This window comes from Bradyrhizobium sp. 61, from assembly GCF_023073075.1.
In the GTDB taxonomy this organism is placed as follows: domain Bacteria; phylum Pseudomonadota; class Alphaproteobacteria; order Rhizobiales; family Xanthobacteraceae; genus Bradyrhizobium; species Bradyrhizobium barranii.
The window spans coordinates 201,590-226,805 of the sequence record NZ_JADPIU010000075.1 but is presented as its reverse complement, the minus strand read 5'-3'; the positions used below and the strand labels follow the sequence as shown (position 1 = coordinate 226,805).

Genomic DNA, 25,216 nt, shown 5'->3' with positions numbered 1-25,216 from the left:
GCGAACCCACCCCGAAAAAGCCCGAAGGCCTTGATGTCCAGCTGCGATGGCGCGCCGCCTATAAACGTGAAGATATTGCGAAGTTACGGAAAATTGCTCGGAATTCCTCATATCGCTCATGGCCCACGGACGGTTGCGCTTGAGCGCGTTGGCGATTGCGAGATCAACATGTTCGAAACGCTTGAAGCCGGTTCAGCTGCGGCGCCCCTGTTCTGGATGGAGCTGTTCGATCTTCGCGTTCACGCCTCGCGCGACAGCCGCGGATGCCACAACATGAGCGACGCAGTCGCAGCGTTCAACGATTTTGCTTCGCAGGCGAGCCGCCTGGCGGAGGTGCCGCCGTGCGACACCGGCGAAGCCGTAGGCTGACAATTGCCGCGTCCACCGAGAGTATCCCCAGCGGAAAACGCAGCGCTTCTGACGCGCGGCCAGATTCTTGGCTACGACACGGAGCGGATGGCGTTTCTGTTTACGATGACGTATGGCGCCAGCATCGTCGACTGCGAGATAAGCAGCGTCGCGCTGGACGACCTTCACGGCTCGAAGGGCACGCGTCCCGACGAAAGGGAGACCCAATTCAGGTGTCTCCGCGAAGCGGTCGAGCGCCTTGCATCATACGCTTTCGAACAGCAGGGCAGGCGGCAGCGCGAGCGGCTCCGCATCTTCTCCAAGCACGTCAAGGCGCTCTGACGACCGCCAAAGCAAGACCGCCGCCGCAACGGCAACGCATATGCAATTTGTGCCACGTGAGATGCTCGACATCTCCCTCTTAAACATTTCACTCGACCATGGTCTGCAAGACCGGGTTCCGCAGTTGTCGCCGGCTGGGTGTTGCCGCGCCGTGACATCCAGGCACGCTCAGCCGGTATAGACTGGTCGATATCCGGTGCCCCTTCCGTTGCCCGGATGGTGAGTTATCGCGCTCTTGCGTCCAGTTGTGAGTGTTGCCGGTGGTCCGGACGAGTCGCATCAGTGCTCCAGCAGTTTTGTTGGCTTTGTCGATCGCAGCAGTCCTGGGCGGCTGTGCAGGACGTCCGTCGCAGGGCGTGCTTGTTCCGACAGCGCAGGTCGCCCCCGGAAACACAAATGTCCCGATCTACGTCGTCACCAATCGCAAGCGATCCGACGTCGATCCCGGTGAGATGTTCAGCGGGGACCGTTCGGACGAGCTGTCCTTTGCCGAGGTGACTGTCTCGATCCCGCCAGATGCCGCGCGGAAGATCGGCGAAGTGCAGTGGCCCGCGAGCCTGCCCGGCGACCCCCAACGGGATTTCACGACTGTGTCGGCCGACTATCTCGACAAGACGCATTTCGCTGCGTCTGTCGCCGCGGCGATGAAGCAGTCCGGTCGCAACAAGGTGCTTGTCTTCGTCCACGGCTTCAACAACCGCTTCGATGATGCGGTCTATCGCTTCGCGCAGATCGTGCACGACTCCAAAGTGCCGGTCGTTCCCGTGCTTTTCACCTGGCCATCGCGCGGCGAGCTGAGGCTGCGCGCGTATACCTATGACCGGGAAAGCGCCAATTTTTCGCGTGACGCGCTCGACAATCTGTTGAGCACGCTCGACGCCTCGTCTGCCGTCGGCGAAGTTTATCTTCTGGCTCATTCGATGGGCAATTGGATCGCACTGGAAGCACTGCGAACGCGGGCGATCCGCGCCCCGGCTGTCGCGTCGAAGCGCAGCAAGCTGAAGAATGTGATGCTGGTGGCACCCGACGTGGATGTCGATGTCTTCCGCTCGCAACTGAACCGGATGAGCGGCGCGCGGCCCCCCATCTCGTTGTTCGTCTCGCGTGACGACGGCGCGCTCTCGCTGTCGAAGACGATCTGGGGAGACGTCGCCCGCCTGGGCGATATCGACCCGACCCAGGAGCCTTATCGAACTGAGCTCGCGCGCGACCGGATCGACGTCTACGACCTGACGAAACTGGCGGTCGCCGGCGACGACGCCCACGACCGGGCTTTCGAGCAGGTAGGCCCGGTTGTCGCAATGATCCGCCAACGCATGGCCCAGGGCCAAGCGCTGGGTGAACAGAAGGCGGCCGCGGGCCCGCTCGCGCGGCTTGCGGAGTAGCGCGAGAGGCAGGCCCTGCCTGGCTTCTTCATGGCGACGTGTCGACGAGGCCGTGACGTCTCAGGCGTAGGCGACCCAGCCGCGGAACGTGAAGCCGATGTAGAACAGGGTTGGGACGGAGAAGCCTGCGTCGCGCAAAATTGCTTCGTCTCGCGCGGGCGCCAGGATGCTCAATTGCCCATCGACCGCCTTTCGCGCGGCGGCCGCCTTGTCGGGCTCGACTCCGGCAGCGGCGAGAAAGGCTGAATACCGCGAGAGCCAAAGCGGCCGTTCATCGTCGTCGCCGGGGATGCTGAAATGGGCCGCGACGAACGGTGCGCCGGGCTTGAGGCGGCGGCGGATTTCGGACGCTATTCGCAGCCGTTCCTCGACATCGACGAAATGCAGGGTCAACAGGCACGTCGCGCCGTCGAACGGCCCCTCCGGCGCATCGTCGATATAGCCTTGATGCAGATGCGCGCGCGGCGCGAGCGGGCCCAGCGTCTGCTTCGCGAGATTCAGCATCGCAGCGGACGGGTCCACGCCATCAAAGGTCCAGCGCGGTTGCGCTTGCGCAAAGGCATTCAGCTCCAGGCCGCCGCCGGCGCCAAGAACGAGTATTCGCGCATCTTCACGTGCACGCTCGCCCAAAAGGATCGCCGCCATGGACAGCATCGAATTGTAGCCGGGAACGAACCGTGGCGGCCCTTCGGTGTACTTCGCCACCATTTGCGGATCGGAAAACGCGTTTTGAATGTCGGTCACGATGTTGTCCTGCTGAGGGGAGCGGGTCACGCGTGATGCGCGCTCATGCCTTGAAGCTTTCGCGCACCCAGGCGCCTGCGCAGATCGTCGCTCAGCATCGCCAGCGTCACTCCGGCAAAGCGCGACAGCAGCAACGCCTCTGCATCGTCAAAGGCCTGATCGAGCGCGGCATTGACGGCCTGCTCGACCAGGCAGCCGGGCGCCTCGGTCCGGTTGCCCATGGCCAGTATCGAGGGGCTGCCGAGCGCGGTGTAGACATCGCGCAGCGTCACCTTCGACAGATCGCAAGCCAGCGTCCAGCCGCCGCCGTGCCCCTTCTCGGAGCGGACGTAACCGAGGTCGCGCAGGCCCGCCATGATGCGGCGGATCACCACCGGGTTGGTGTCCATGGCCTTCGCCAGGGTCTCGGACGTGAACGGGCCAGGCTGCTGCGCCATGTGCAGCAGGACGTGGAGGACCCCCGATAATCGGCTGTCTCGCTTCATGTAACTTGATATGTTACATGATGGCGCCGAGGTCAACCAGTTTCGGTGCGTGCGTTGAGGAACGCGCCTCATCGGGCGGCGTGTCGATTGGATTCGAATCGATGGAAGATGCCGTTTGAAGCATGATCCGCACGGCGCGCACGAAAAAAGCTTGCGCGCGGGACGCGGTGTGAAGCTTCGGGATATCGATACGGAGGAGCGTCGGGGACCTGCTCAGCCAACGCTGCCGAGGATGCCATCCCGCGCCTGTTTTGCCCGACGGGTTAACGTCTCCGCAGACCGCCTAAGCCATTGATCCCGCTCATGCCGGCCACTGTGCATGGGGTTGTTTTCGACATTTTTGTTTTGGCGGCGCGAAAGCGCCAGGCTGAACCGGACCTCATCCGGCTCTGCCGCTACTTCATCACCCGCAGACCCTTGGTCGTGAACCGCTGCGTCTTGCCGCCGGGGCGAACCGGTCGGCGCGTGCCGGCGGCCTTGCCGGTGCCGGGGGGCTGATGCGCGGGCACGAGCTGGTCGGGACGCGAGCCGATCAGGTCGCGGCGGCCCATCTCGATCAAGGCCTCGCGCAGCACCGGCCAATTGTCGGGGTCGTGATAGCGCAGGAAGGCCTTGTGCAGGCGGCGCTGGCGCAGGCCCTTGATCGCCTCGACCTTGTCGCTGCCGCCGCGGCGCACGCCGCGCAGCGGATTGACGCCGGTGTGGTACATCGCGGTGGCGGTCGCCATCGGCGAGGGCAGGAAGGTCTGCACCTGATCGGCGCGATAGCGGTTCTTCTTGAGCCAGAGCGCGAGGTTCATCATGTCCTCGTCGGTCGTGCCCGGATGCGCCGCGATGAAGTACGGGATCAGATAGTATTTCTTGCCGGCCTGCTCGGCCGCGGCATCGAACATTCGCTTGAACTGGTTGTAGGCGCCGATGCCCGGCTTCATCATCTTGTCGAGCGGGCCGCGCTCGGTATGTTCGGGCGCGATCTTCAGATAACCGCCGACGTGGTGGGTGACGAGCTCCTTGATGTATTCGGGGCTCTCGACCGCGAGGTCGTAGCGCACGCCGGAGGCGACCATCACTTTCTTGATGCCCTTGGTCTCGCGCACCTTGCGATAGAGCCGGATCAGATCGTCATGCGAGGTGTTGAGGTTCGGGCAGATCTCGGGGAAGACGCAGGACGGCCGGCGGCACGCGGCCTCGACCTTCGGGTCCTTGCACGCCATCCGGTACATGTTGGCGGTGGGGCCGCCGATGTCGGAGATCACGCCGGTGAAGCCCGGCGTCTTGTCGCGGATTTTTTCGATCTCGCGCAGGATCGAGCCTTCCGAACGGTTCTGGATGATGCGGCCTTCATGCTCGGTGATCGAGCAGAAGGTGCAGCCGCCAAAGCAGCCGCGCATGATCGTCACCGAAAACTTGATCATGTCCCAGGCGGGGATCTTTGCCTCGCCATAGGAGGGATGCGGCGCGCGCGCGTAAGGCAGGTCGTAGACCGCGTCCATCTCGTCGCTGGTCAGCGGGATCGGCGGCGGGTTGAGCCAGAGATCGCGATCGCCATGGCGCTGCACCAGCGGGCGCGCATTGCCAGGATTGCTTTCACGATGCAGCACGCGCGAGGCGCGCGCATAGGCTTCCTTGTCCTGCTCGACTTGCTCCAGCGCCGGCAGCCGGATGACGGTCGCACCCTTCTGGCGCGTTGCGCCCTCGTCGGCGGAATCGAGATCGTCGGCGTGCAGTTCGGAATAGTCTTCGGGCACGTGGCGGAACAGCGCGACGCCTCTGATGTCGCTGAGCTCGCGCGGTGCTTCGCCGGCGGCAAGACGGTTGGCCACTTCGACGACGGCGCGCTCGGCATTGCCGTACAGCAAGAGGTCGGCCTTGGCGTCGGCCAGCACCGAGCGGCGCACCTTGTCTGACCAGTAATCGTAATGCGCGATCCGGCGCAGCGAGGCCTCGATGCCGCCGAGCACGATCGGGACATCCTTGAACGCCTCGCGGCAGCGCTGCGCGTAGACGACGGTGCAGCGGTCGGGCCGCTTGCCGCCTTCGCCGCCGGCCGTATAGGCGTCGTCGCTGCGGATGCGCCGGTCCGCGGTGTAGCGGTTCACCATGGAGTCCATGTTGCCGCCGGTGACGCCGAAGAACACCTTTGGCTTGCCCAGCGCCTTGAACGGATCGGCCGAATGCCAGTCGGGCTGGGAGATGATGCCGACCCGAAAGCCCTGCGCCTCCAGCAGCCGGCCGATGATGGCCATGCCAAAACTCGGATGGTCGACATAGGCATCGCCTGTCACCAGCACGATGTCGCAGGCATCCCAGCCGAGCGCGTCCATCTCGGCGCGGCTCATGGGAAGGAACGGCGCCGGCTTGCGCGGGCGCGCCTGCGCCATCAGGGGCTTTTCGGCGGTGATGATCTGGGTGTCCATGGCGCCTACGCATAGGACTCCGGGCGTACGAATACAACCGACGGACGCGTGAAGATTTGCGGTTCCGCCAGGGGCAAACCGGCTTGCGGGAGCGCGTTAACCGTTCGCGAACCCCTGCCGGACCTCGGCAGTCGTGGCCGGCTCGCCATGCTGGCGGACCATCCGTACGGCGTCCTCGACGAGGCGGAGATTGGTCGCCGTCGAGCCCAGCAGCGCCGCCTCGATCCAGACCTTGCGCAAGGCGAGCATCGCCTCGCCGCCCGGAACAGTGCGCGTGCCGCATATGCACATGAGCGATCCGTCTTCCGGGTTCTCACCGCGGCCGACATCGGATATCCGATTGCTCCATGGGCAAGGAAACTTCTGACGGCGGTGATGACGCCGGCGCGGCGCCGTCCACCGAGGCCTGGCTCGGTGCGGTTGCGCTGATCGGCTTCATCCTGGTGGCGACCGCGCAGGCCTCAAATCAGATTCTGGCGCGCGGGCTTGCGGGCTCGGTGCCGCCCTTCGCGCTCGCCTTCTTCCGCTGGAGCATCGTTGCCATCGGGCTCGCGCCGATCGCGTTCGCCGAAATCCGCGCCGGCCGCGTGCCACTCGGCAAGAACATCTGGCCGATCTTCGCCGCCGGCTTCATGGGCATGTTCCTCTGCGGCGGTCCGGTCTATGCCGCGGGCATCTCGACGACGGCGATCCACATCGCGTTGATCATGGCGCTATCGCCGATCACGGTGCTGATGATCTCTGCGGTGCTCGGCATCGAGCATGTCGGCCCGCTGCAATGGCTCGGCACGGCGCTTGCGCTCGCCGGCGCCTTGCTCATCATCTCCGGCGGACATCCGGAGACCTTGTTCGCACTGGAGACCGCAGCGGGCGACGGCCTGGTCGTGATCGCGATGCTCGGCTGGTCCGGCTACACGCTGCTGCAATCGCGCGCGGCGCCCAAGGCGTCGCTGCTGGCGCGCATGAGCCTGTTCGCAGGCGCCGGCGCGCTGTTCTCGCTGCCGCAGGCGCTGATCGAGATGTGGACCACGCCGGCGCAGGTCTTCAGCACGAAAGCGGTGTCGGCTTACGTCTTCGCCGGGATCGTTCCGGGGCTGCTCGCCTATGCCGGCTTTGCCTGGCTCGGCGGCAAATTCGGTTCGGTCCGAACCTCGCTCGTGCTTTATCTCGGACCGATCGCGAGCGCCCTGCTGTCGTTCGCGATTCTCGGTGAACCGCCAAAACTGATCCATCTGTTCGGCGGTGTGCTGATCCTCGGCGGGGTCTGGGCGAGCCTGCGCAAATAGTTCCATCGATCGGAGTTGTGGTTCATTCGCAGGAACCAACCGTCTCCGCGAACATTCTGATCAAGGGACCGGTGCGAGCCATGCTCGCGCGCGCCCCGACCATCCCGGCGCCAGTGCCGTAACCGGATTTTGCCTCGACGTTTCGGGGCGATGGGGGACTTGTGAGTACGGTCATAGAGAACTTGTTGTCACGGAAGCAGAAGCTTGTGGAACAGCTCGAGAAGGCGCAGTCGGTCGACGATCGCGACAAGATCGAGCACCAGCTCGAACAGATCAACACCGCGCTGGATTTTCTGGACAGGCCGGGATCGAAGGACGCGGGGTAGAAGCGCTCAGTCCACCTTCAGCGCGTCCACTTTCAAGGCCTCCACTTTCAAGGCCTTGGCGTAGACCAGGCCGGAATTGGTGATGTGCGTCGTCATCAGCGCTTCGAAGGCGGCGAACTCGCCGCGCGCGAACAAATCGAGCAGCTTGCGATGCTCGTCGAAGGACGAGCGGGTGCGCACGTCGATCGGCGACGTCAGATTGGTGCGCAGCGCGGCGACGCGGCCCGAGACGAGCTGGTAGGATTCGATGAGATAGCGGTTGCCGCAATGCGCGAACAATCCTTCGTGAAAGCTCGCATCGGCGCGGCCATAGGCGATGTTGTCCTTCGCCCCGATCGCCGGCTCCATCGCCGCGACTGCCTCGCTCATCGTCGCAATTGCGCCGTCGCGATCATGACGAAACGCGAGCTCGGCGGCCTTGGGCTCGAGCGCGATCCGGAAGGTACAGAGCGCAGTGATGTCGTCCGCGCTCGGCGTGAACACGAAACTGCCGACCTGCGGCCGGATCACGACCAGGCCCTGCGCCTGCAACTGGCCCATCGCCTCGCGCACCGGCGTGCGGCTGACGCCGAAGGAGTTCGCCACCATCTCCTCGGAGATGGCGGCGCCAAGCGCGAACTCGCCGTCGATGATGGCCTGGCGCAGCCGCAGCACCACCCGCTGCGACAGCGATTTCGGCGTATCGAGCTTGAGCGATCGCATCTGCTGTCTCAGATCACCTTGCCGGGATTAAGCAGGTGATCGGGATCGAGCGCGGCCTTCAGCGTCCGCATCAACGCGATCTCGGCTTCGCTCCTGGCATGGCCCAGCCACTTCTTCTTGAGCGTGCCGATGCCGTGCTCGGCGGAGACGCTGCCGCCCAGTTCACGCACCAGGCCGTAGATGATCGCGTCCATCTCTTCCTTCGGCTGCTGCTCGACGGAAAGACCGGTGACCCAGGACACGAGATGCAGATTGCCGTCGCCGATATGGCCGTAATAGACGCTCTCGCATCCCTTGATTCCATCGGCGAGCGCGGCCTTGCAGCGGGTGACGAACTCGTCCATTCGCGCCACCGCAAGCCCGATGTCATAGGAGATGTGCGGGCCCAGCACCTGGCCGAACTCGGCGCAGATGTCGCGCACGCGCCAGAACGCCTGCGTCTGCGCCAGCGATTGCGCCACGGCGGCATCTGCGAGCAGCCCGCGCTCCATCAGCTCTTCGAGCCAGGCCTGGAAACGCGGTGCATCCAGGCTCTCGTCGGTGCCTTGGGCCTCGACGAGCACGTAGAGGCCGTGGCCTGCGGCGACCGGTGGCTTCACCCCGGCGCGCGTCGTGATCACGTCCCAATAGTCCGGCCACATCACCTCGAATGCCGACAGCAGCGGCCCGAGCCCGCTTCGCGCGGCATCGAGCAGGGCGATCACCGCGGTATAGTCCTTCAGCGCGCACAGCGCCGCCATGGTCGAGCGCGGTTTCGGGAACAGCCGCAGCACCACGCGGGTGATGATGCCGAGCGTGCCTTCGGAGCCTATGAAGAGGTGCTTGAGGTCATAGCCCGCGTTGTTCTTCATCAGCTTGTTGAGGCTGGTGATGATGGTGCCGTCGGGCAGCACCACCTCCAGGCCGAGCACCAGTTCGCGCGTCATGCCGTAGCGGATCACGCGATTGCCGCCGGCATTGGTGGAGAGATTGCCGCCGATCGCGCAGGAGCCGCGCGAGCCGAGATCGAGCGGAAAGAAGAAACCGGCTTCGTCCGCGGCCTTCTGGATCGTCTCCAGCGGCGTGCCCGATTTCACCGTCATCGTCATTGACGCCCGATCGATCTCCTCGATGCCGGTCATGCGCTCAAGCGAGATCGCGACCCAGCCTGCTTCGGGCGATGCGCCGCGGCACAGCCCGGTCAATCCACCCTGCGGCACGAAGGGCAGCCGCGCCTGCCGGCAGGTCGCAATCGCATCGGCAACGCCTTGCGCATCGACCGGCCGGATCACCGCAAGCGGCGTTTGCGGCAGGCTCGCGCTCCAGTCGTTGCAATTGCGCGCGGGCACGTCGGTGCCAACAAGCACGGCGGCCGCGCCGAGCTTGTCGCGCAAGGCGCCAAGCAACTGATCGGGACGCTCAATGGGGCTCACCGCGTTCATGCGAGACCTCCTCGGAATCTGGCTGCGTCTCATGCGCGCCGTGATGGTGGAAAGGATTTGCGTCCGTCTTGTATGTAAGGTACAACATGAAAAGTAAAGCAAAAACAAGGCTCGGAAGGCCTCCTAAGATCGTTCGAGATCAGGGGCTTAGTCCGGGACCGCAGCTAATGGGTGGTGAGATGACGGAGGCAATTCGCGGGTTCTGGGTGGCGTCGGCGACGCCGCTGGCGACTGATGGCAGCGTGGACTCCGCCAAGCTCGCCGCTCACGCCAAGCAGCTCTTCGGCAAGGGCGTCGATGGCGTCGTGTTGTTCGGTACCACCGGCGAGGGTACCTCCTTCAATGTCACTGAGCGTGTCGCGACCATCGAGGCCGTGCTCAAGGCCGGCGTCGCGCCCGAGCGGATCGGCATCGGCGGCGGCTTTCCCGCCATCACCGACAGCATCGCGCTGACGCGCACCGTGCTCGGCCTCGGCCTGCGCCACGTGCTGTATCTGCCGCCCTATTTCGACCGTGGTGTCACGCCCGAAGGCATCGAGGATGCTTTTGCTGCGATCATCGACGGCGTCGCCGACGATCGCCTGCGCGCCTCGCTCTATCACATCCCGCAGGTCTCCGGCGTTGCGATCCCGACCGGTGTCGCGGCGAACTTGCGCAAGCGTTACGGCAAGGTGGTTGCGGGCCTGAAGGACTCCAGCGGCGACTTCAAGCAGTTCCAGGCGTTCCGTACTGCTGCTCCCGATCTCGCCATCACCGTAGGCAACGAAGCCGATATCACCCGCGCGATCGCCGCCGGCGGCGCCGGCACCATCTGCGGCATGGCCAACGTCGTGCCCGAGCTGGTCAAGGGCATGGTTGACGGCAAGGACGTCGAGGCGCGCATGCAAGCCGCGACCGATGTCGTGCTGAACACGCCGTCGTTCCTTGCGACGCTGAAGGCAATCCTCGCTGCACAGACGGGCGACGCGGGCTGGCTGCGCGTGCGCCCGCCATTCCGTGCCTCGTCCGATGGCGCAGCGCTCAAGCGAAAGATTGACGAGCTGATTGCTCCTGCCATCGCGTGAGATATGAAATCTTCGTGACACGTTGCCGCGGATTCGCGTGCAGCGTGTTGCGATAACTGCGACGTCTATTGGTGATTGCCGTTCGGTGCGCTGATGCGCTTAGAACGATTCAACACTAGAGCGATTCAAGCTCGCCTACGGTTCTCTTCGATCCCGCCGACTGTTACAGGCGCACACTTCAATGTTCTTGACTTGAAGTGGAATGAAAGTGCGTGCCCCCGTGGATGGCCAGCGCGTCAGCGGCCATCGTCATCGTGCCGGCAAGAGCCGTGCAGGTCTTCTCCTCGGCGCAGCGGTGCTGCTCGTCGAATCCCCCTCGAACACGACGAGTGCGCTGGCGCAATCGGCGCTGCCGCCGGTGACAGTGGAAGCGCCGGTGCAGCGGCCGAAGCCGGCCCGCGCGTCACAACAGTCCCAACGCCGCGCGCAAACCGTTGCGCGCCAGCGCAATGCCAATCCCACACCCGCAGCACCGACAATATCGGAACGTGCAGCAGCCGCGGCCGCCGCGCAGCAGGCTGCCAAGCTCGGTTATCGCGCGATGCCGAGTTCGACCACGCTGCGCAGCGGCGCCTCGCCCCTCGATACCTCGCAGGCGGTCAACGTCGTGCCTGAGCAGGTGTTGAAGGACCAGCTTCCGCGGAACATCGACGATGCGCTCATCAACGTCTCCGGCATCACTCAGACCAACACGCTCGCCGGCAGCCAGGACGCGGTGATCCGCCGCGGCTTCGGCGATAATCGTGACGGTTCGATCATGCGCAACGGCATGCCGCTGGTGCAGGGCCGCAGCTTCAATCCCGCGGTCGAAAGCGTCGAGGTTCTGAAGGGGCCGGCCTCGCTGCTCTACGGCATCATGGATCCGGGCGGCATCGTCAACACGATCAGCAAGCGGCCGGAGCTCTATCAGCACGGTTCGGTCACGTTGCTCGGCTCGGCATTCAGTGCCTCGAAAACCGGCGCCGACGGCCTGCTCGACGTCACCGGTCCGATCGGCGATCAGGGCCTTGCCTATCGCTTCATCGGCTACGGCGTCAGCGAGGATTACTGGCGCAATTTCGGCCGTCACCGCGAGATGCTGGTCGCACCGTCGCTGGCCTGGTACGGCCAGGACACGACGGTCCAGCTCAACTACGAGCACCGCGAATTCATCTATCCGTTCGATCGTGGCACGGCGTTCAATCCGGTGACCAAGGCACCGCTCGCGGTGCCGTCCACGCGCCGGCTCGATGAGCCCTTCAACAACACCTGGGGCACCTCGGACTTGATGCAAGCCTCGATAGAGCACCGCTTCAACCAGGATTGGAAGCTTTACGCCGGCTACAGCTACAACACTGAAACCTTCAGCGCCAACCAGCTCCGCATCTCCACCCTCAACTTCACGACGGGCGTCGAGACGCGCAGCAACGACGGCACGCAGGGCTCGCTCAGCAATGCCAGCTATGGAACGTCGTACATTTCCGGCGGCTTCTGGCTCGGCAATATGCGCAACGAGGTGGTATTCGGCGGCGACGGCCAGTATCGCACCATCTACCGCGACAATCTGATCCGGCAGGCCACTCCCGCCATCAACGTCTACAATCCCGTCTACGGGTTGGTCGGACCGGGCACGACGGTGTCGAACAGCGATAGCGCACAGACCGACAAGCTCGGCCAATGGTCGCTGTTCTTCCAGGACACCCTGCATCTCACCGAACGGTTCGCGCTGGTCGGCGGCGTCCGTTACATGGACTACGACCAGATCGCCGGGCGCGGGAAACCGTTCATCACCAATACCAACGTGTCGCAAGACAAGGTGCTTCCCCTCGGCGGCGCCATTCTCAAGCTGACCGAGGAAGTCTCGCTGTATGCGAGCTACACCGAGTCGCTGAAGCCGAACTCGACCATTGCACCGATCGGCATCGTGATTGACTCCAATGTCGCGCCGGAGGAAGGCGTGTCATACGAGACCGGCGTGAAGTTCGATTTGAACAAGCGCATCTCAGGTACGCTGGCGCTCTACGATCTCGACAAGAAGAACGTGCAGACGACGAAGACGAACAGCGCTGGCGTGGTGGAACTCCATACCGTCGGCCGCGCCCGCTCGCGCGGCGTCGAGCTGGACGTGACCGGCAGGCTCACCGACAGTTGGGCCCTGATCGGCAGCTATGGCTATACCGACGCGCGGGTGACGGCATCCGAAGATCGGTCGCTCTACGGCATGAAGCTGCAGAACGTCGCGCTGAACACGGCCTCGCTCTATCTGGTCTACGACTTCGGCACGGCTCTGCCGGGACAGCTCCGCCTCGGCGGCGGCGCGCGCTATGTCGGCGATCGTCCCGGTGATGCGATCAACAGCTTCTTCTTGCCGTCCTATGTGGTCGCCGATATTTTCGCGACCTATGAGACGAATTACCAGAACACGCCGGTGATCTATCAGCTCAACGTCAAGAACCTGTTCGACACCGTCTATTATCCCTCCGCCGTGAACAATCTGAATGTCGCGATCGGCGATGCGCGCCGCGTGTCGCTGTCGGCAACGGTGAAGTTCTAGCGATGGCGGTGCGGCACAAAGCCATCGCGGTCCTGATCGCGGCGGCGTCTGCCTGCCTTGCCGCCACAGGTGCGAGCCGCGCCGAGGAGATCACGCTCTATTCGACCAGGGAGGCCGCCCTGGTCGAGCCTGTCGTTGCGGCCTTCACGGAAGCCAGCGGCGTCAAGGTGAAAATCGTCTTCGTCGAGGACAGTCTCGTCAAGCGCTTGGTATCGGAAGGTGACGCGTCGCCTGCCGACGTATTGATGACGATCGGGCTGGACAAGACGACCCAGCTCTCCACCCGCGGTCTGACGCAAGCCTTCACGTCGTCTCGTCTCGACCAGGTCGTCCCTCCAAATCTTCGTGGTAACGGCGCGCAATGGCTTGCGCTTTCCGTCCGACCGCGTGTTGCATTTGTGCGCGAGGACAGCGCGCTTGCTTCGATCGACTATGAAGATCTCGCCGCTCCCAATTGGCGCGGCAAGCTCTGCATGCGCTCGCCGCTGCATCAGAACAATGTCGCGCTGGTTGCGGCCTATCTCGTCCATCACGGCGAGGCCGCGACGGAGGCCTGGCTCGCCGGCCTGAAGGCCAATCTCGCGCACAAGCCTGATGGCAAGGACAACGACGTAATCCGCGAGATCGCGCAAGGCACGTGCAAGATCGGCATCGGCAACACCGTGGCATTGGCGCAATTGCGCGACGGACGCGAAGGGGCCGACTGGCGTGCCTGGGCGATGGAGGTCAAGGCGGTGCCATCGACCTTCAAGGGCGGCGGCACGCATATGAACCTCACCGGCGCGGCCATCGCGAAACAGGCGCCACATCCGGCGTTGGCGCGACAATTCCTCGAATTCCTTGTCACGCCGGCAGCGCAGCGGATCTTTGCCGCTGCCGAGTTGGAATACCCCGTGCTTGCAGCAGCGGAGCGTGCACCCATCGTTGCCGAAATGGGCACGTTCATCGCCGATGCAGCGTCGATCGACCAGATCGCCGCACATCAGCAGGCCGCGATCTCGCTTATCAAGAAGGTTGGCTTCGATGAGTAGGGTGGGGCATCACATCAAGGCCGCTCTGCACCAGATTCACTCGATCGCGGGCCTCGTGCTTGCGCTGCTGCTGGCCTTGATCGCGCTGACCGGCGCGATCATGAGCTTTGAGGACGAGATCGGCGACTATCTGAATAGCGGTATCATGCAGGTCGCGCCGCGCCAGGCGCCGGCGCTGATGCCGGACGAACTGGTGGCCCGGCTCAAGGCGGGGCAGGACCTCGGCAAGGTCTCGGCCGTCACGCTGTCGAGTGATCCGGCCGCGGCGGTGCGTGTCCGCTTCGCGCGCGACGAGCAGGGCGCGCGGCCGACATCGCTCTATGTCGATCCCTACGACGCGCGCGTGCTGGGCGCGCCGCGTGGCGAGGAGTTCTTCGCGACTGTGCGCAGGCTGCATCGATGGCTGTTGATCCCCGGCGATGCCAAGGGCTGGGGGCGCCAGATCACCGGCATCGCCGCGCTCGGCCTGATCGTCATGCTCATCTCGGGCCTCGTGCTGCGCTGGCCGCGCCGCGCCGGCAGCGTGAAGATGTGGCTGAAGCCCAATCTCGGTCTCAGCGGCCGCGGCCTGCACCGTTCGCTGCACGCGGTGATCGGCACGTGGGTGCTGCCGATCTATCTGGTGATGACGCTGACCGGGCTCTGGTACTCGTTCGACTGGTACAAGGATGGGGTGGTCTGGCTGCTGTCGCGCCCAGACGTCACTGCTGCGAAGATGCAACCCAAGATGTCCGCAAAGGCGCCGCGCGCAGCCGGCCAGGCCGAGCCGGCTCAGCCGGTCGGATTCGATCGTGCATGGACGACGCTCCAGCATGAGGAGGGGAAACACTTCTCCAAAGCGTTGCTGACGCTGCCCGCCGGACCCGGCACGGTCATCCGGATCCGGTCGTGGCCGAAGGATTCGACGCTCGATACCACGCGCGACGAATTCCGCGTGGATGCGGTCACGGGGCAGGTGATCTCGGCGGAGCGCTACGCCGACAAGACGATCGGCGAGAAGATCATCGCGAACGTGCTCGACATCCATCGCGGCGCGTTCCTGGGCTGGCCCGGCAAGCTCGCCTTCATGATTGCAGCAGCATTGATGCCGCTGTTCTCGGTCACCGGCATTTTGCTTTATCTGTCTCGCCGCAGGCTGCGGCGTCCCGCGCAGCCGCCGCTCGGGCGGCTGGTTCCGGGCGAGTGAACGGTCGCGAAGGCTAGCCAAGCGCGCGGCAATCGTTCAAAAGCCCTTGGCCGTACTTGCCAGGGTTCACGCCATGAAACTCCCCACCGTCACCCCCGCCGATATCCGCCGCGCGCTGCTGCTCCGCGAGGAGATCGCGCTGCTCGATCTCAGGTACGAGGCCGGCTTCGCCACCGGCCATCCGCTGTTTGCCGCCAACATGGCCGCGGACCGGATCGCGATCGAGGCCGAGCTGCGGTTGCCACGCAAGGACGTCGCGATCGTGCTCTATGATGATGGCGAGGGACTTGTTGCAACCGGCGCCGAGCGGCTTGCCGCGCTCGGCTACAGCAATGTCCGTGCGCTTGACGGCGGGCTGAAGGGCTGGCGCGCGGCGGGCTATCAGGTGTTCGAGGACGTCAATTCCTATTCCAAGGCATTCGGCGAGCTGGTCGAGGCGCGGCGGCACACGCCGTCGTTCAGCGCCGACGAAGTGGCAAAGCTGATCGCGGACAGGGCCAACATCGCCATCCTCGACGTCCGCCGCTTCGACGAATATGCGACCATGAACATTCCGGGCTCGGTCAGCGTGCCCGGCGCTGAGCTGGTGCTGCGGGCAGGGCAGGCCGCGCCCGATCCTGAGACCACCATCATCGTCAATTGCGCCGGCCGCACGCGCTCGATCATCGGCACCCAGTCGCTGATCAATGCCGGCGTGCCCAACAAGGTGCGGGCGCTGCGCAACGGTACCATCGGCTGGACGCTGGCGCGGCACACGCTCGATCATGGTGCCGACCGGCGTGGCGCGATCGGGCCGTTCGAGGGCGGCCCGGCCAATGCGCGCGATGTCGCCTATCGCGCCGGTGTTCGCCATATCGGCGCGAACGAGGCGAAGGCGCTCGCAGCGCAGACCGACCGCACGCTCTATCGCTTCGACGTACGCGACGCCGAAGAGTATGCGGCCGGCCATCTCCCCGGCTCCCGTCATTATCCCGGCGGCCAGCTCGTCCAGGAAACCGACATGGCCGCGCCCGTGCGCGGCGCGCGCATCCTTCTGACCGACGACCAGGGCGTGCGTGCCGACATGACGGCATCCTGGCTCGCGCAGATGGGCTGGGAGGTCTACGTCCTCGAAGGCGGTTACGAGGGAGAGCTCGAGGTCGGCCCGCCGCGCGTGCTGCCAAAGCCCGATCCGGCGCACCGCTACCGCCGGCCCTATGAGGGCACTGACGTCGCCGAGCGCGCGATGCAGGCCTATCTCGACTGGGAATACGGTCTCGTCGAGCAACTCCGGCTCGACGGTACGCACGGGTTTTATGTGATTTAAATCCGTCACCCTGAGGCGGCCGCGCAGCGGCCCTCGAAGGGCGACGGCCCGGCTGTATGGGGGCCGTTCATCCTTCGAGGCTCCCCACGCGACGCGCTGCGCCGCGTGGCTCGCACCTCAGGATGACGGAGCTAGTGGTGGTGGGATGCCAAGCACGCCTCCCCCGCCCCGCCATCTTCTCCCCATATCCAAACCCTATTGTGCTGCATCTCCCCCGCGGTCTATGAGCTGCGGCAAAGCTGTGACCTACGGAGATTCCATGCCAGCCCCAGGCCAAAGCCCCGAGCGGAACGCGAAGGCGCTGTTGCTCGAAGGCGTCAATGACAGCGCTGTCGACCTGTTTCGGAGTGCGGGCTTCACCAATGTCGAGCGGTTGACCAAGGCGCTGGACGGCGAAGACCTGCGGCGCGCGCTGAAGGGCGTGTCGCTGCTCGGCATCCGCTCGCGCACCCAGATAACCGATGAGGTGCTCGCGGCCGCGGACGGGCTTCTCGCGGTCGGCTGCTTCAGCGTCGGCACCAACCAGGTCGATCTCCTGGCGGCCCGCAAGCGCGGCATTCCCGTGTTCAACGCGCCGTTTTCCAACACGCGCAGCGTCGCCGAGCTCGTGATCGGCGAGATCGTGATGCTGCTGCGGCGCATCTTCCCGCGCTCGGTGTCGGCCCATGAGGGCGGCTGGGACAAGTCGGCGACCGGCAGCCGCGAGGTGCGCGGCCGCACGCTCGGCATCATCGGCTACGGCAATATCGGCTCGCAGCTCTCGACGCTGGCCGAGGCGATCGGCATGCGGGTGATCTATTTCGACCGCACCGACAAGCTCCGCCACGGCAACACCGAGCCGGTCGAGAAGCTGGAAGAGCTGCTGGCGCAGAGCGATGTCGTCAGCCTTCACGTGCCCGAGACGCCGGAGACATCAGGCATGATCGGGGAGAAGGAGCTGCGGGCGATGAAAGCAGGCTCGTTCCTGATCAACAACAGCCGCGGCACCGTGGTCGATCTCGATGCGCTCGCGGGCGCCCTGCGCGACGGCCATCTCGCCGGCGCAGCCATTGACGTGTTTCCGGTCGAGCCGTCCTCGAACTCGGATCGCTTCAAGAGCCCGGTGCAGGGCCTCGAGAACGTCATCCTCACCCCGCATATCGGCGGCTCGACCGAGGAAGCACAAGAGCGCATCGGCGGGGAAGTCGCGCGAAAACTGGTCGACTATTTCATCACGGGATCGACCATGGGCGCGGTGAATTTCCCGGAGGTGCAACTGCACTTGCGTCCCGCCGGTGCGCGCTTCAGCCATGTCCATCGCAACGTGCCGGGCATGCTGCGGCGGCTGAACGAGGTCTTCCTCCAGCGCGACATCAACATTGTCGCGCAATATCTGGAGACCGCCGGCGACCTCGGCTACGTCGTGCTCGACGCCGACCTCGGGGGCGAGGATTCAGGCGCGCTGCTTGCGCAGATCCGCGCGCTTGAGGGCACGGTCGGCGCACGGCTGGTATTCGAGCACTGAATCGCCCGACGTTTCGGTTGCATCTTGCGGCCACTGCTCCCACACTGCTGTCATCCTCGGCGTGCTACAATCACGTCGAATTTGAGCTTCAGTTGCGTGAGTGTCCGCCATGGAACGCGACGCCGTACTGATTGATCTCGCGCTTCAGGGCGGCGGTTCGCACGGCGCCTTCACCTGGGGTGTGCTCGACCGCCTCCTGGAAGAGAGATGGCTAGAGATCGCAGCGATCTCCGGAACCTCCGCAGGCGCGATGAACGCGGCCGTGCTGGCGGACGGCTGGACGGCCGGCGGCGCCGGGGGGGCACGCGAGGCGCTCGAACAATACTGGCGCCGCGTTTCGAAGGCTGCCGCCTTTAGTCCGCTCCAGCGCTCGCCGCTCGATCGATTGATGGGGCGCTGGACGCTCGATACGTCGCCCTTCTACATCCTCACCGACCTGATGTCGCGCGTGCTGTCGCCCTACGATCTCAATCCGACCGGCTACAATCCGCTGCGCGCGGTGCTGGCCGAGAGCATCGATTTCGAGCGGCTCGCGAGCTCGCCAATAAAGCTGTTCGTCACCGCGACGCGGGTGCGCACCGGCCGTGGACGGATCTTCCGCAATGCCGAGATCACGGCGGACGTGCTGTTGGCATCGGCCTGCCTGCCGACCATGTTCCGCGCGATCGACATCGACGGCGAACCCTATTGGGATGGCGGCTTCGCCGGCAACCCCACGATCACACCGCTCATTCGCGAAAGCGATGCGCACGACACGATCCTGGTGCAGATCAATCCGACCGAAACGCTCGAAGAGCCGCGGACGGCTGCGGAGATTCTCAATCGATTGAACGAGATTTCGTTCAATTCGCCCCTGATGAAGGAATTGCGCATGATCGCGCTGCTGCGCCAGGCGGCCGACCCCGGCAGCGGCGAGGGCGCGCGCTGGGCAAAGATGCGGACCCACCGCGTCAAGAGTGACATGCTGGCGAAGTTCGGCGCGTCATCCAAGCTCAACGCCGAATGGGAGTTCGTCTCGATGCTGCGCGCCGAGGGGCGCCTGGCCGCGGACGCGTTTCTCGCCGCGCACGGTGCCGACATCGGCCGGCAATCGACCGCCGATCTCGACGTCCTGCTGTCGGAGTGCTGAGGCATGGGTCTTCTCGGCCTCCTCGTCGGGCTCGCCCTGCTCGTCCTGTTCGCTTTTCGCGGCTGGAGCGTGCTTCTGCTGGCGCCGTTCGCAGCGCTCGTTGCCGCGTTGTTCGGCGGCGAGCCGCTGCTTGCGAACCTGACCCAGGTGTTCATGGTGCATGCGGCGGGATTTCTGGCGCAGTTCTTCCCGATCTTCCTGCTTGGCGCGGTCTTCGGCAAGCTGATGGACGATAGCGGCGCGGTCACGTCGGTCGCCGCCTTCATGGCGGAGCGCCTCGGCGAGCGTCGCGTGATCCTGGCGGTGGTGCTCGCCGGTGCCGCGGTGACCTATGGCGGCGTCAGCCTGTTTGTTGCGTTTTTCGTCATCGTTCCCATGGCCCGCTCGCTGTTTCGCGCGGCTTCGATCCCGCGTCGCCTGATCCCGGCTGCGATCGTGCTGGGAACGTCGACCTTCACCATGTCGGCGTTGCCGGGCACGCCGTCGATCCAGAATGCGATCCCGATGCCGTTCTTCGGCACGACGCCGTTCGCAGCGCCAGGCCTCGGCATCATCGCCTCCCTCATCATGCTCGTGACAGGGTTGTGGTGGCTGCACCGCGCCGAAGCCGCAGCGCGCCGCGCCGGGGAAGGCTATGGCGACGATATCGAGGGCGCGACCGAGCGCGCCGCCGCGGACGAGCTCGTGCGCGAGCGCGCAACGACCGCGCGCGAGTTCGATCCGGCAGAGCTCCAGCACGGTCAGCGCAGCGAGCGGCCGTCGCCCGTGTGGAGTGCGATCGCGCCGCTGATCGTGGTCGTCATCGTGAATCTGGTGATGTCGCTCGTGGTGCTGCCGCGGCTCGATGTTAGCTATCTCGCCGAGCAGCGTTTTGGTGAAACGACGCTCGCGGCCGTCGCAGGCGTGTGGTCGGTCGCGGTCGCGCTGACTGCGGCCATCGTCACGACCATCGTGCTGAACCGGGCTCGCCTGCCGGCGCTTCGCCGCACCATGGACGCCGGGGCCAATGCATCCGTCCTGCCTGCGTTCAGCGTGGCGAGCCTCGTCGGATTCGGTGCGGTCGTCGCCTCGCTGCCGGCGTTCACGATCGTGCGCGACTGGGTGCTGGCGATCGAAGGCGGACCGCTGGTCTCACTAGCGGTCGCGACCAACATCCTGGCCGCTCTGACCGGCTCGGCGTCAGGCGGCCTGACCATTGCGCTGGACGCACTCGGCCAGACCTATGTCGAGCTCGCCGCGCGCACCGGCATCGCCCCTGCGTTGATGCACCGCGTCGCGGTGATCGGCTCGGGGACGCTGGACATCCTGCCGCACAATGGCGCGGTGGTCAGCCTGCTCGCGATCTGCGGCCTGACGCACCGCGACAGCTATTTCGACATCGTAATGGTCGGCATCGCGACGTCGCTGCTGGCGCTGGTGGCCGTAATCGCATTGGGTAGTGCGCTGGGATCGTTCTGACCAACGCGCAACCGCGGGCGGTTGCCTAGGCGGCCAGCCGGTCGAGTAGGGCCAGCATGACCGGCGCGTCCGGCATCGGCAGCACCGCGTCGATCCGCTCCAGCAGGCGCGACTGCAGCAACGCGTTGCGCGCCTTGCCGATGGTGCCGAGCGGCCCGCGAAAGCCGTGGTCCTCCCAGGCCATCTCGAGCAGGCTCTCGCTCATCAGCGCCTCGACGAGATCGTCGGCCTGGCGCTCGACGCTGATTAGCGGGTGAGCCGAGAACACCGTGGGCTGCGGATAGAGGATGACGGGTTTTGCGGGCGCGTTGGCCTCAAGCCGCTTCCAGCGTTCGGCGTCCTGGAGCACCCATTCGACGAGCTGGTTCTCGTAGCCGACGATCAGGGGCTGCGCGCCCGCGCCGCCGGCGACATAGTCGTCGAACAGCTTGCCCGAGGATGGCGGCTTGAAACCCATGCGGCGGAACACGGTGGCGACATCGCCGTCGATCTTGCTCAGCGTCTCTGGCATCACCACGTCGCCCGACAACAGGCTCGCCGCAAGGCCGGCGAACATGAAGCCGGAGTTGGATTTGTTCGGATCGGTGGAGACCACCCGGGCGCGACCGAACAGGTCTGCGACGCCGATCGACGACCACGTCTCGCCGGCAATGATCGCTTTGAGCAGTTTTGACAGGTCGACCGTGTAGCGCGGCCCGCCGGCCGATTGGGCGATGCCGCCCTTCACCAGACCGTCGGCGATGCGATCCCAGGAATAGAGCACGATCGGCGAGTTGAAGATCACCTGGTCGCGCGAGATCTTGACGCCCGAGGACCGCGCCACTTCGACCAGCACGGACGACGACGGCCAGAGGAATTGCGGCTTCTGGTCGAGCAGCGCGCGCTCGCGGACCATTTCGACCGAGCCCGCGCGGCGCCCGTCGAGGATCAGCCCGAAACGGCGCTCCAGCACGTTCTTCACGCGGGCGTTGGCGAGAAATCCCTCCTTCTCGCCGCCGGCAAAGCCGAACAGCCGCTTGGCTTCGCCGAAGCGGCCGGCGATTTCGGGATGCTCGCGCAGATAAACATAGCCGCCGGTCGCCGCCGCGCTCGCAGCGACGAGGCCGATGCCGAAGGCTCGGCGCGAGATAGCCATCAGGAGGTTCCTCTCTTGGTCTTGACCGGGGCCGCCGGCGGCGTCGGGCCGATGTCCTCGTCGAGCGAGCTTTTCAGCAGCTTCAGCTCGATATCAAGCTTGTCGAGGTCGGCATCCTGAAGATTGGCGGCGTAGCGCGTGAAGGCGCCGTCGAGCCGGTCGATCATGTCGCCCGTGGCCGCAAGGCGCGCGGTGTCGGGCACGGCGCTCTTCTCGAGCGCGCGGTATGCTTCGGCGATCTCGGCCGCGCGGGGCAGATAGTAGGTCAGGAACCGGCGCACCCGGTCGAGCCGCAGCGGATCACGCTCGATGGCTGCGAAGATGTCGCGCGCAATTTGCACCAGGTGGCGGATGCGATCGGCGACCGCGCGGGTGCGGATCGCCGATGCCGTATATTCCATCCGCTCGGCCAGCGGCTCTGCTTCGGCCAGCAGTTCGTTTGCGAACTCGATCTTGCCGCGTGCGACGCCGCTGGCCTCCAGTGCGGCAAACCGGTTTCGCGGCGCCAGCGCCACGACGATACCGCCCCCGGCGGCCGCGCTGATCGCGAGCGCGATCCAGAACGGCATGGCGAGCCCGATCGCGAGCGACGGCAGCAGCGCCGCGGCTGCCACTCCCCCGGCGATCCAGCCAAGCCCGGACGGCATTGCGGCCATTCAGTTGTATCCTCGTACGGCGCGGAACGCGTCGGTGAGGCTCTTGCTGCCGTCGAACACGCGGCCTCCGGTCAGCTTGGCCAGATTGTCGAGCTGGGCCCGGTCGACCTCGGAACCGAATGTCACGCCGAAGACAGGCACACGATGACCATCGGCGCGCCATGCGCTCTCGAATGTCGACATCGCCCCCTGGCTTTTGCCATCCGTCATGATGACGATGGCCGGGAGATGCTGGCCGTCCTGGAGCAGCGGCTTCATCAAGGCGAGCGCCTGCGCGCCGCAGGTGTAGAAGTCGGTGCCGCCGTTGGCGCGCAATTCGAGCGCGCGTGCGAGCAGGCCGGCCTGCTCGTTGTCTTCACCGCTAGCGCGCGCCGTCCACAAGACGTGATCGCTGAACGGCATGATCAGGATCTGATCCGATTTGGTCCATTGCACCAGCATCTCGCGGGTGCGCGCCGGCGTGAGCAGGAAGCGCATGGCGTCGAGCAGCTGAGTCTCGCCCGGGCCCTGCATGCTACCGGAGACGTCGAGGCAGAGCGCGGTCAGCGACGGCCGCCGCAACGCTTCCTGATAGATCAGCAGCGCCTTCTGGATCACCGCCGGCTCGGGGGGGCGGATCACGGTCACCGGCCGCGATGGATCCAGATTGGTCTTGGGGGCGGCCGCAAGCGGTGTGGCACGGCCGATCTCGACGCGCCGGCCGGTCTTGGCGATCCTGCCTTGCGCATCGCCATTGAGCAGGAAGGCCTGCAGATCGGTGAAGAAGCCTTCGACCTCCTTGCCGCGGCCACGGTCGACGAAGCCGAGTGGGGAATCCGCGATCGCGACGCCGTCGGCCGGATAGATCGCGTAGAGCGGCTCGTGATTGTCGGCGATCAGCTTATCGTTGGTTTCCTTGATGACGGCTTCGTAATTCCAGATCGCCTGGTAATGCGCGCCGCTGCGCTCGCCGTCGCGATAGAGCTCGGCGAGCCAGCCGCTCGAGCCCGCGCTGCGCTCGACGCCTTTCAGCAATCCGCGCGCCGTCGCCAGCACCTCGGGCTTGTCGAGATCGCCGGCCTCGATCAGATCGGGCTTGCCGATGCCGGCCGCCAGCATCGCAAGATAGGCGGCTGCGCCAGAATTCGACTGCGTCGCCGACGTCATCAGGAATTTCAGCTTGCCGCCTTCGACGGCCGCGAGGATGTCCTTCGCCGTCACCTTGGCGCCGATCCAGCCCAGCGCCTGCGCCTTGGAGCGGCGCACGCCGAGAATGACCGGCATCTGCACGATCGACTTGACCATCTTCACGCGCCGCGTCGTGTCGAACATGTCGATCCAGATCGAGGCGGCCGGCCAGACGGCGTCGGCGCCGGGATCGCCGGCCTTCAGCGCGAGCGCGATGTCGAGCGAACCCTGATAGCGCATGGTGCAGGTCGCGTTGCGCGACTTGCAGAACTCCTGCACCAGCGGCTCGAGGATGTCGTTCTCCGAGCCCGAGAGAATGGTGAATTGCGGCCCCGGGCCGCCGCAGCCCGACAGCAGCGCGGCCATCAGCGGCACGGCCGCAAGCAGCACCAGCGGGCGCCGCAGGAAACGGAAAGTTCTCATGCGCGTGCCTTCATGCCGCAGTTCTTATGCAGACGCTTCATCGAGAAACCGTTGCGTGAGGCGCATCAAGGCGCGGCCTGGGAGATCGCGGACTTCAATTCGTCCGTCAGCTCTGCCATCCGATGCTCGATTTCGGCGCGCTTGTTGCGGCCCTCTTGCTGCACCGAGAGCACGCCCGCAATGGCGTCGATCAAATCCCGGTTGGTCTTCTCCAGGGTCTGGATGTCGACGATGCCGCGCTGCGACTGCTTCTCGATCTCGATCGCCTGGGTCTTCATCATCTCGGACGCCTGGCGCATCATCTCGTTGGTCGCGTCCGTGATGGTCTTCTGCAACTCCAGCGCCGATTTCTGCCGGTTCAGGCCGAGCAGCAGGATCATTTTCTGCTTCCACACCGGGATCGTCAGCTCGGTCGTGGCCTGCAAATTCTCGATCAGCGTCTCGTCGCCGGACTGAACGATGCGGATCTGCGGCAGCTGCTGGATGCCGATCTGGCGCGCCTGCTGGAGATAGAAGACGCGCTTCTCCAGCCGGTCGAGCGCCTGGACCGCGTCCTGATAGGTCTGCGCGGCGAGCATGGCGTCGCTGCCGGCAGCTTGCGCCTTCGCGCTCCGCTCCATCTCGATGAGCTTGCTGCCGCGGAACTCTTCGGTGAAGGCCTTGCCGGCAGCGATATGTGCATCGAGCTGGCCGAGCGCGCCCCTTGTCTGTTCGTAGAGGTCGTCGAGCAGGGCGATGTCGCGGCGCAGGACTTCCTTGTTGCGGTCGAGATCGACGCAGACCCGGTCGATCTGCGAGGCGACGTCGTTGAACTGCTCGGTGAAGCGGCGCAGCCGTGCCTCGGCCGACGAGAACAGGCGCGTGAGAAAGCCTTTGTCCTTGAGATCGGCCGGATCGAGCCCGCGTGCCTTGCCAAGGATGTCGGTCAGGAGCTTTCCGGTGGCGCCGAGCTCACGGTTCTGGGTCTGGGCGAGAATGCGGTCGGCGAATTCGACCACCGAGCGCTGCGCGCGCTCGCCGAATGTCACGAGGCGCGACCGGTCCGAAATGTCGATCTCGGACTTGATGCGTGCGACCACAGAGGCATCCGTCGGTAACGCCGGGACATTGATCGTTTCGCTCACCACTTGCTCCTTGTTCTGCACGGTCATGCATAGCATGCCGACGA

The 25,216-nt window shown here is 65.3% G+C and carries 23 protein-coding genes; 13 read left to right on the top strand and 10 right to left on the bottom strand.

Features of this window, described 5'->3' with window-relative positions; translation table 11 throughout:
• Positions 1-168: 168 nt before the first annotated feature.
• The 3 genes from IVB46_RS29520 to IVB46_RS29510 all read left to right on the top strand — a co-directional run bounded on the left by IVB46_RS29520 (position 169) and on the right by IVB46_RS29510 (position 2,075).
• On the top strand, positions 169-369 hold the full coding sequence (locus tag IVB46_RS29520; protein ID WP_224580952.1) for a hypothetical protein: 201 nt from the start codon (positions 169-171) through the stop codon (positions 367-369).
• Between the two features lie 3 nt (positions 370-372).
• Positions 373-690: a DUF1488 family protein gene (locus tag IVB46_RS29515; protein ID WP_256468655.1), complete on the top strand. Its 318-nt coding sequence runs from the start codon at positions 373-375 to the stop codon at positions 688-690.
• 251 nt (positions 691-941) lie between these two features.
• Positions 942-2,075, top strand: a complete 1,134-nt coding sequence (locus IVB46_RS29510; RefSeq protein ID WP_063979790.1) for an alpha/beta hydrolase — start codon at positions 942-944, stop codon at positions 2,073-2,075.
• Between the two features lie 60 nt (positions 2,076-2,135).
• On the opposite strand, the gene IVB46_RS29505 is transcribed toward IVB46_RS29510, so the two are convergent.
• From IVB46_RS29505 to IVB46_RS29490, 4 genes are all read right to left on the bottom strand, one after another.
• Positions 2,136-2,849 carry a class I SAM-dependent methyltransferase gene (locus IVB46_RS29505; RefSeq protein ID WP_247313778.1) on the bottom strand — a complete coding sequence of 238 codons (714 nt, stop codon included), beginning with the start codon at positions 2,847-2,849 and terminating at the stop codon, positions 2,136-2,138.
• Positions 2,846-3,304: an Rrf2 family transcriptional regulator gene (locus IVB46_RS29500; RefSeq protein ID WP_247313775.1), complete on the bottom strand. Its 459-nt coding sequence runs from the start codon at positions 3,302-3,304 to the stop codon at positions 2,846-2,848. Before IVB46_RS29500 ends, IVB46_RS29505 begins: the two co-directional genes overlap by 4 nt.
• 395 nt (positions 3,305-3,699) lie before the next feature.
• Positions 3,700-5,721 (bottom strand): YgiQ family radical SAM protein, encoded by a 2,022-nt coding sequence (locus IVB46_RS29495; protein ID WP_247344000.1) that lies wholly within the window; start codon positions 5,719-5,721, stop codon positions 3,700-3,702.
• Between the two features lie 96 nt (positions 5,722-5,817).
• A complete protein-coding gene (locus IVB46_RS29490) occupies positions 5,818-6,012 on the bottom strand; it encodes a hypothetical protein (RefSeq protein ID WP_247313769.1) in 195 nt (64 codons plus the stop codon).
• A gap of 56 nt (positions 6,013-6,068) precedes the next feature.
• Between IVB46_RS29490 and IVB46_RS29485 the strand changes: the two genes are divergently transcribed.
• Complete coding sequence (locus tag IVB46_RS29485; RefSeq protein WP_247343997.1) at positions 6,069-7,007, top strand: DMT family transporter; 939 nt, start codon at positions 6,069-6,071, stop codon at positions 7,005-7,007.
• Between the two features lie 185 nt (positions 7,008-7,192).
• Positions 7,193-7,333: a hypothetical protein gene (locus IVB46_RS29480; RefSeq protein ID WP_162131457.1), complete on the top strand. Its 141-nt coding sequence runs from the start codon at positions 7,193-7,195 to the stop codon at positions 7,331-7,333.
• Positions 7,334-7,339: 6 nt separating this feature from the next.
• Here the strand turns inward: IVB46_RS29480 and IVB46_RS29475 are convergent, their stop codons facing one another.
• Both IVB46_RS29475 and IVB46_RS29470 read right to left on the bottom strand, forming a co-directional pair.
• The gene (locus tag IVB46_RS29475; RefSeq protein WP_247313763.1) at positions 7,340-8,035 is read right to left on the bottom strand and encodes a GntR family transcriptional regulator; all 696 of its coding nucleotides are present in this window, start codon (positions 8,033-8,035) and stop codon (positions 7,340-7,342) included.
• 8 nt (positions 8,036-8,043) lie between these two features.
• Positions 8,044-9,456: an FAD-binding oxidoreductase gene (locus IVB46_RS29470; protein ID WP_247313761.1), complete on the bottom strand. Its 1,413-nt coding sequence runs from the start codon at positions 9,454-9,456 to the stop codon at positions 8,044-8,046.
• Positions 9,457-9,635: 179 nt separating this feature from the next.
• Here IVB46_RS29470 and IVB46_RS29465 point away from each other — a divergent pair, with 179 nt between their 5' ends.
• The 8 genes from IVB46_RS29465 (at position 9,636) to IVB46_RS29430 (ending at position 20,667) form a co-directional block, all read left to right on the top strand.
• The gene (locus IVB46_RS29465; RefSeq protein ID WP_247313758.1) at positions 9,636-10,520 is read left to right on the top strand and encodes a dihydrodipicolinate synthase family protein; all 885 of its coding nucleotides are present in this window, start codon (positions 9,636-9,638) and stop codon (positions 10,518-10,520) included.
• Between the two features lie 202 nt (positions 10,521-10,722).
• Complete coding sequence (locus IVB46_RS29460) at positions 10,723-13,053, top strand: TonB-dependent siderophore receptor (protein WP_247313754.1); 2,331 nt, start codon at positions 10,723-10,725, stop codon at positions 13,051-13,053.
• A gap of 2 nt (positions 13,054-13,055) precedes the next feature.
• Entirely contained in the window at positions 13,056-14,084 is a 1,029-nt protein-coding gene (locus IVB46_RS29455; RefSeq protein WP_247313751.1) for an extracellular solute-binding protein, read from the top strand.
• Entirely contained in the window at positions 14,077-15,270 is a 1,194-nt protein-coding gene (locus IVB46_RS29450) for a PepSY-associated TM helix domain-containing protein (protein WP_247313748.1), read from the top strand. Before IVB46_RS29455 ends, IVB46_RS29450 begins: the two co-directional genes overlap by 8 nt.
• Positions 15,271-15,343: 73 nt before the next feature.
• Complete coding sequence (locus tag IVB46_RS29445; RefSeq protein ID WP_247313746.1) at positions 15,344-16,576, top strand: rhodanese-like domain-containing protein; 1,233 nt, start codon at positions 15,344-15,346, stop codon at positions 16,574-16,576.
• Between the two features lie 259 nt (positions 16,577-16,835).
• The gene (serA, locus tag IVB46_RS29440) at positions 16,836-18,080 is read left to right on the top strand and encodes a phosphoglycerate dehydrogenase (RefSeq protein ID WP_247313741.1); all 1,245 of its coding nucleotides are present in this window, start codon (positions 16,836-16,838) and stop codon (positions 18,078-18,080) included.
• Between the two features lie 109 nt (positions 18,081-18,189).
• Positions 18,190-19,209 carry a patatin-like phospholipase family protein gene (locus IVB46_RS29435; protein ID WP_247313738.1) on the top strand — a complete coding sequence of 340 codons (1,020 nt, stop codon included), beginning with the start codon at positions 18,190-18,192 and terminating at the stop codon, positions 19,207-19,209.
• 3 nt (positions 19,210-19,212) lie between these two features.
• Complete coding sequence (locus IVB46_RS29430) at positions 19,213-20,667, top strand: SLC13 family permease (RefSeq protein ID WP_208084128.1); 1,455 nt, start codon at positions 19,213-19,215, stop codon at positions 20,665-20,667.
• 25 nt (positions 20,668-20,692) lie between these two features.
• On the opposite strand, the gene IVB46_RS29425 is transcribed toward IVB46_RS29430, so the two are convergent.
• From IVB46_RS29425 to IVB46_RS29410, 4 genes are all read right to left on the bottom strand, one after another.
• The gene (locus IVB46_RS29425) at positions 20,693-21,802 is read right to left on the bottom strand and encodes a hypothetical protein (RefSeq protein WP_247313733.1); all 1,110 of its coding nucleotides are present in this window, start codon (positions 21,800-21,802) and stop codon (positions 20,693-20,695) included.
• Positions 21,802-22,458, bottom strand: a complete 657-nt coding sequence (locus IVB46_RS29420) for a 5-bromo-4-chloroindolyl phosphate hydrolysis family protein (RefSeq protein WP_247313730.1) — start codon at positions 22,456-22,458, stop codon at positions 21,802-21,804. Before IVB46_RS29420 ends, IVB46_RS29425 begins: the two co-directional genes overlap by 1 nt.
• Positions 22,459-23,991: a substrate-binding domain-containing protein gene (locus IVB46_RS29415; RefSeq protein ID WP_247313915.1), complete on the bottom strand. Its 1,533-nt coding sequence runs from the start codon at positions 23,989-23,991 to the stop codon at positions 22,459-22,461.
• A 122-nt stretch (positions 23,992-24,113) separates the two neighbouring features.
• Positions 24,114-25,172 (bottom strand): toxic anion resistance protein, encoded by a 1,059-nt coding sequence (locus tag IVB46_RS29410; RefSeq protein ID WP_247343995.1) that lies wholly within the window; start codon positions 25,170-25,172, stop codon positions 24,114-24,116.
• Between the last annotated feature and the right edge of the window lie 44 nt (positions 25,173-25,216).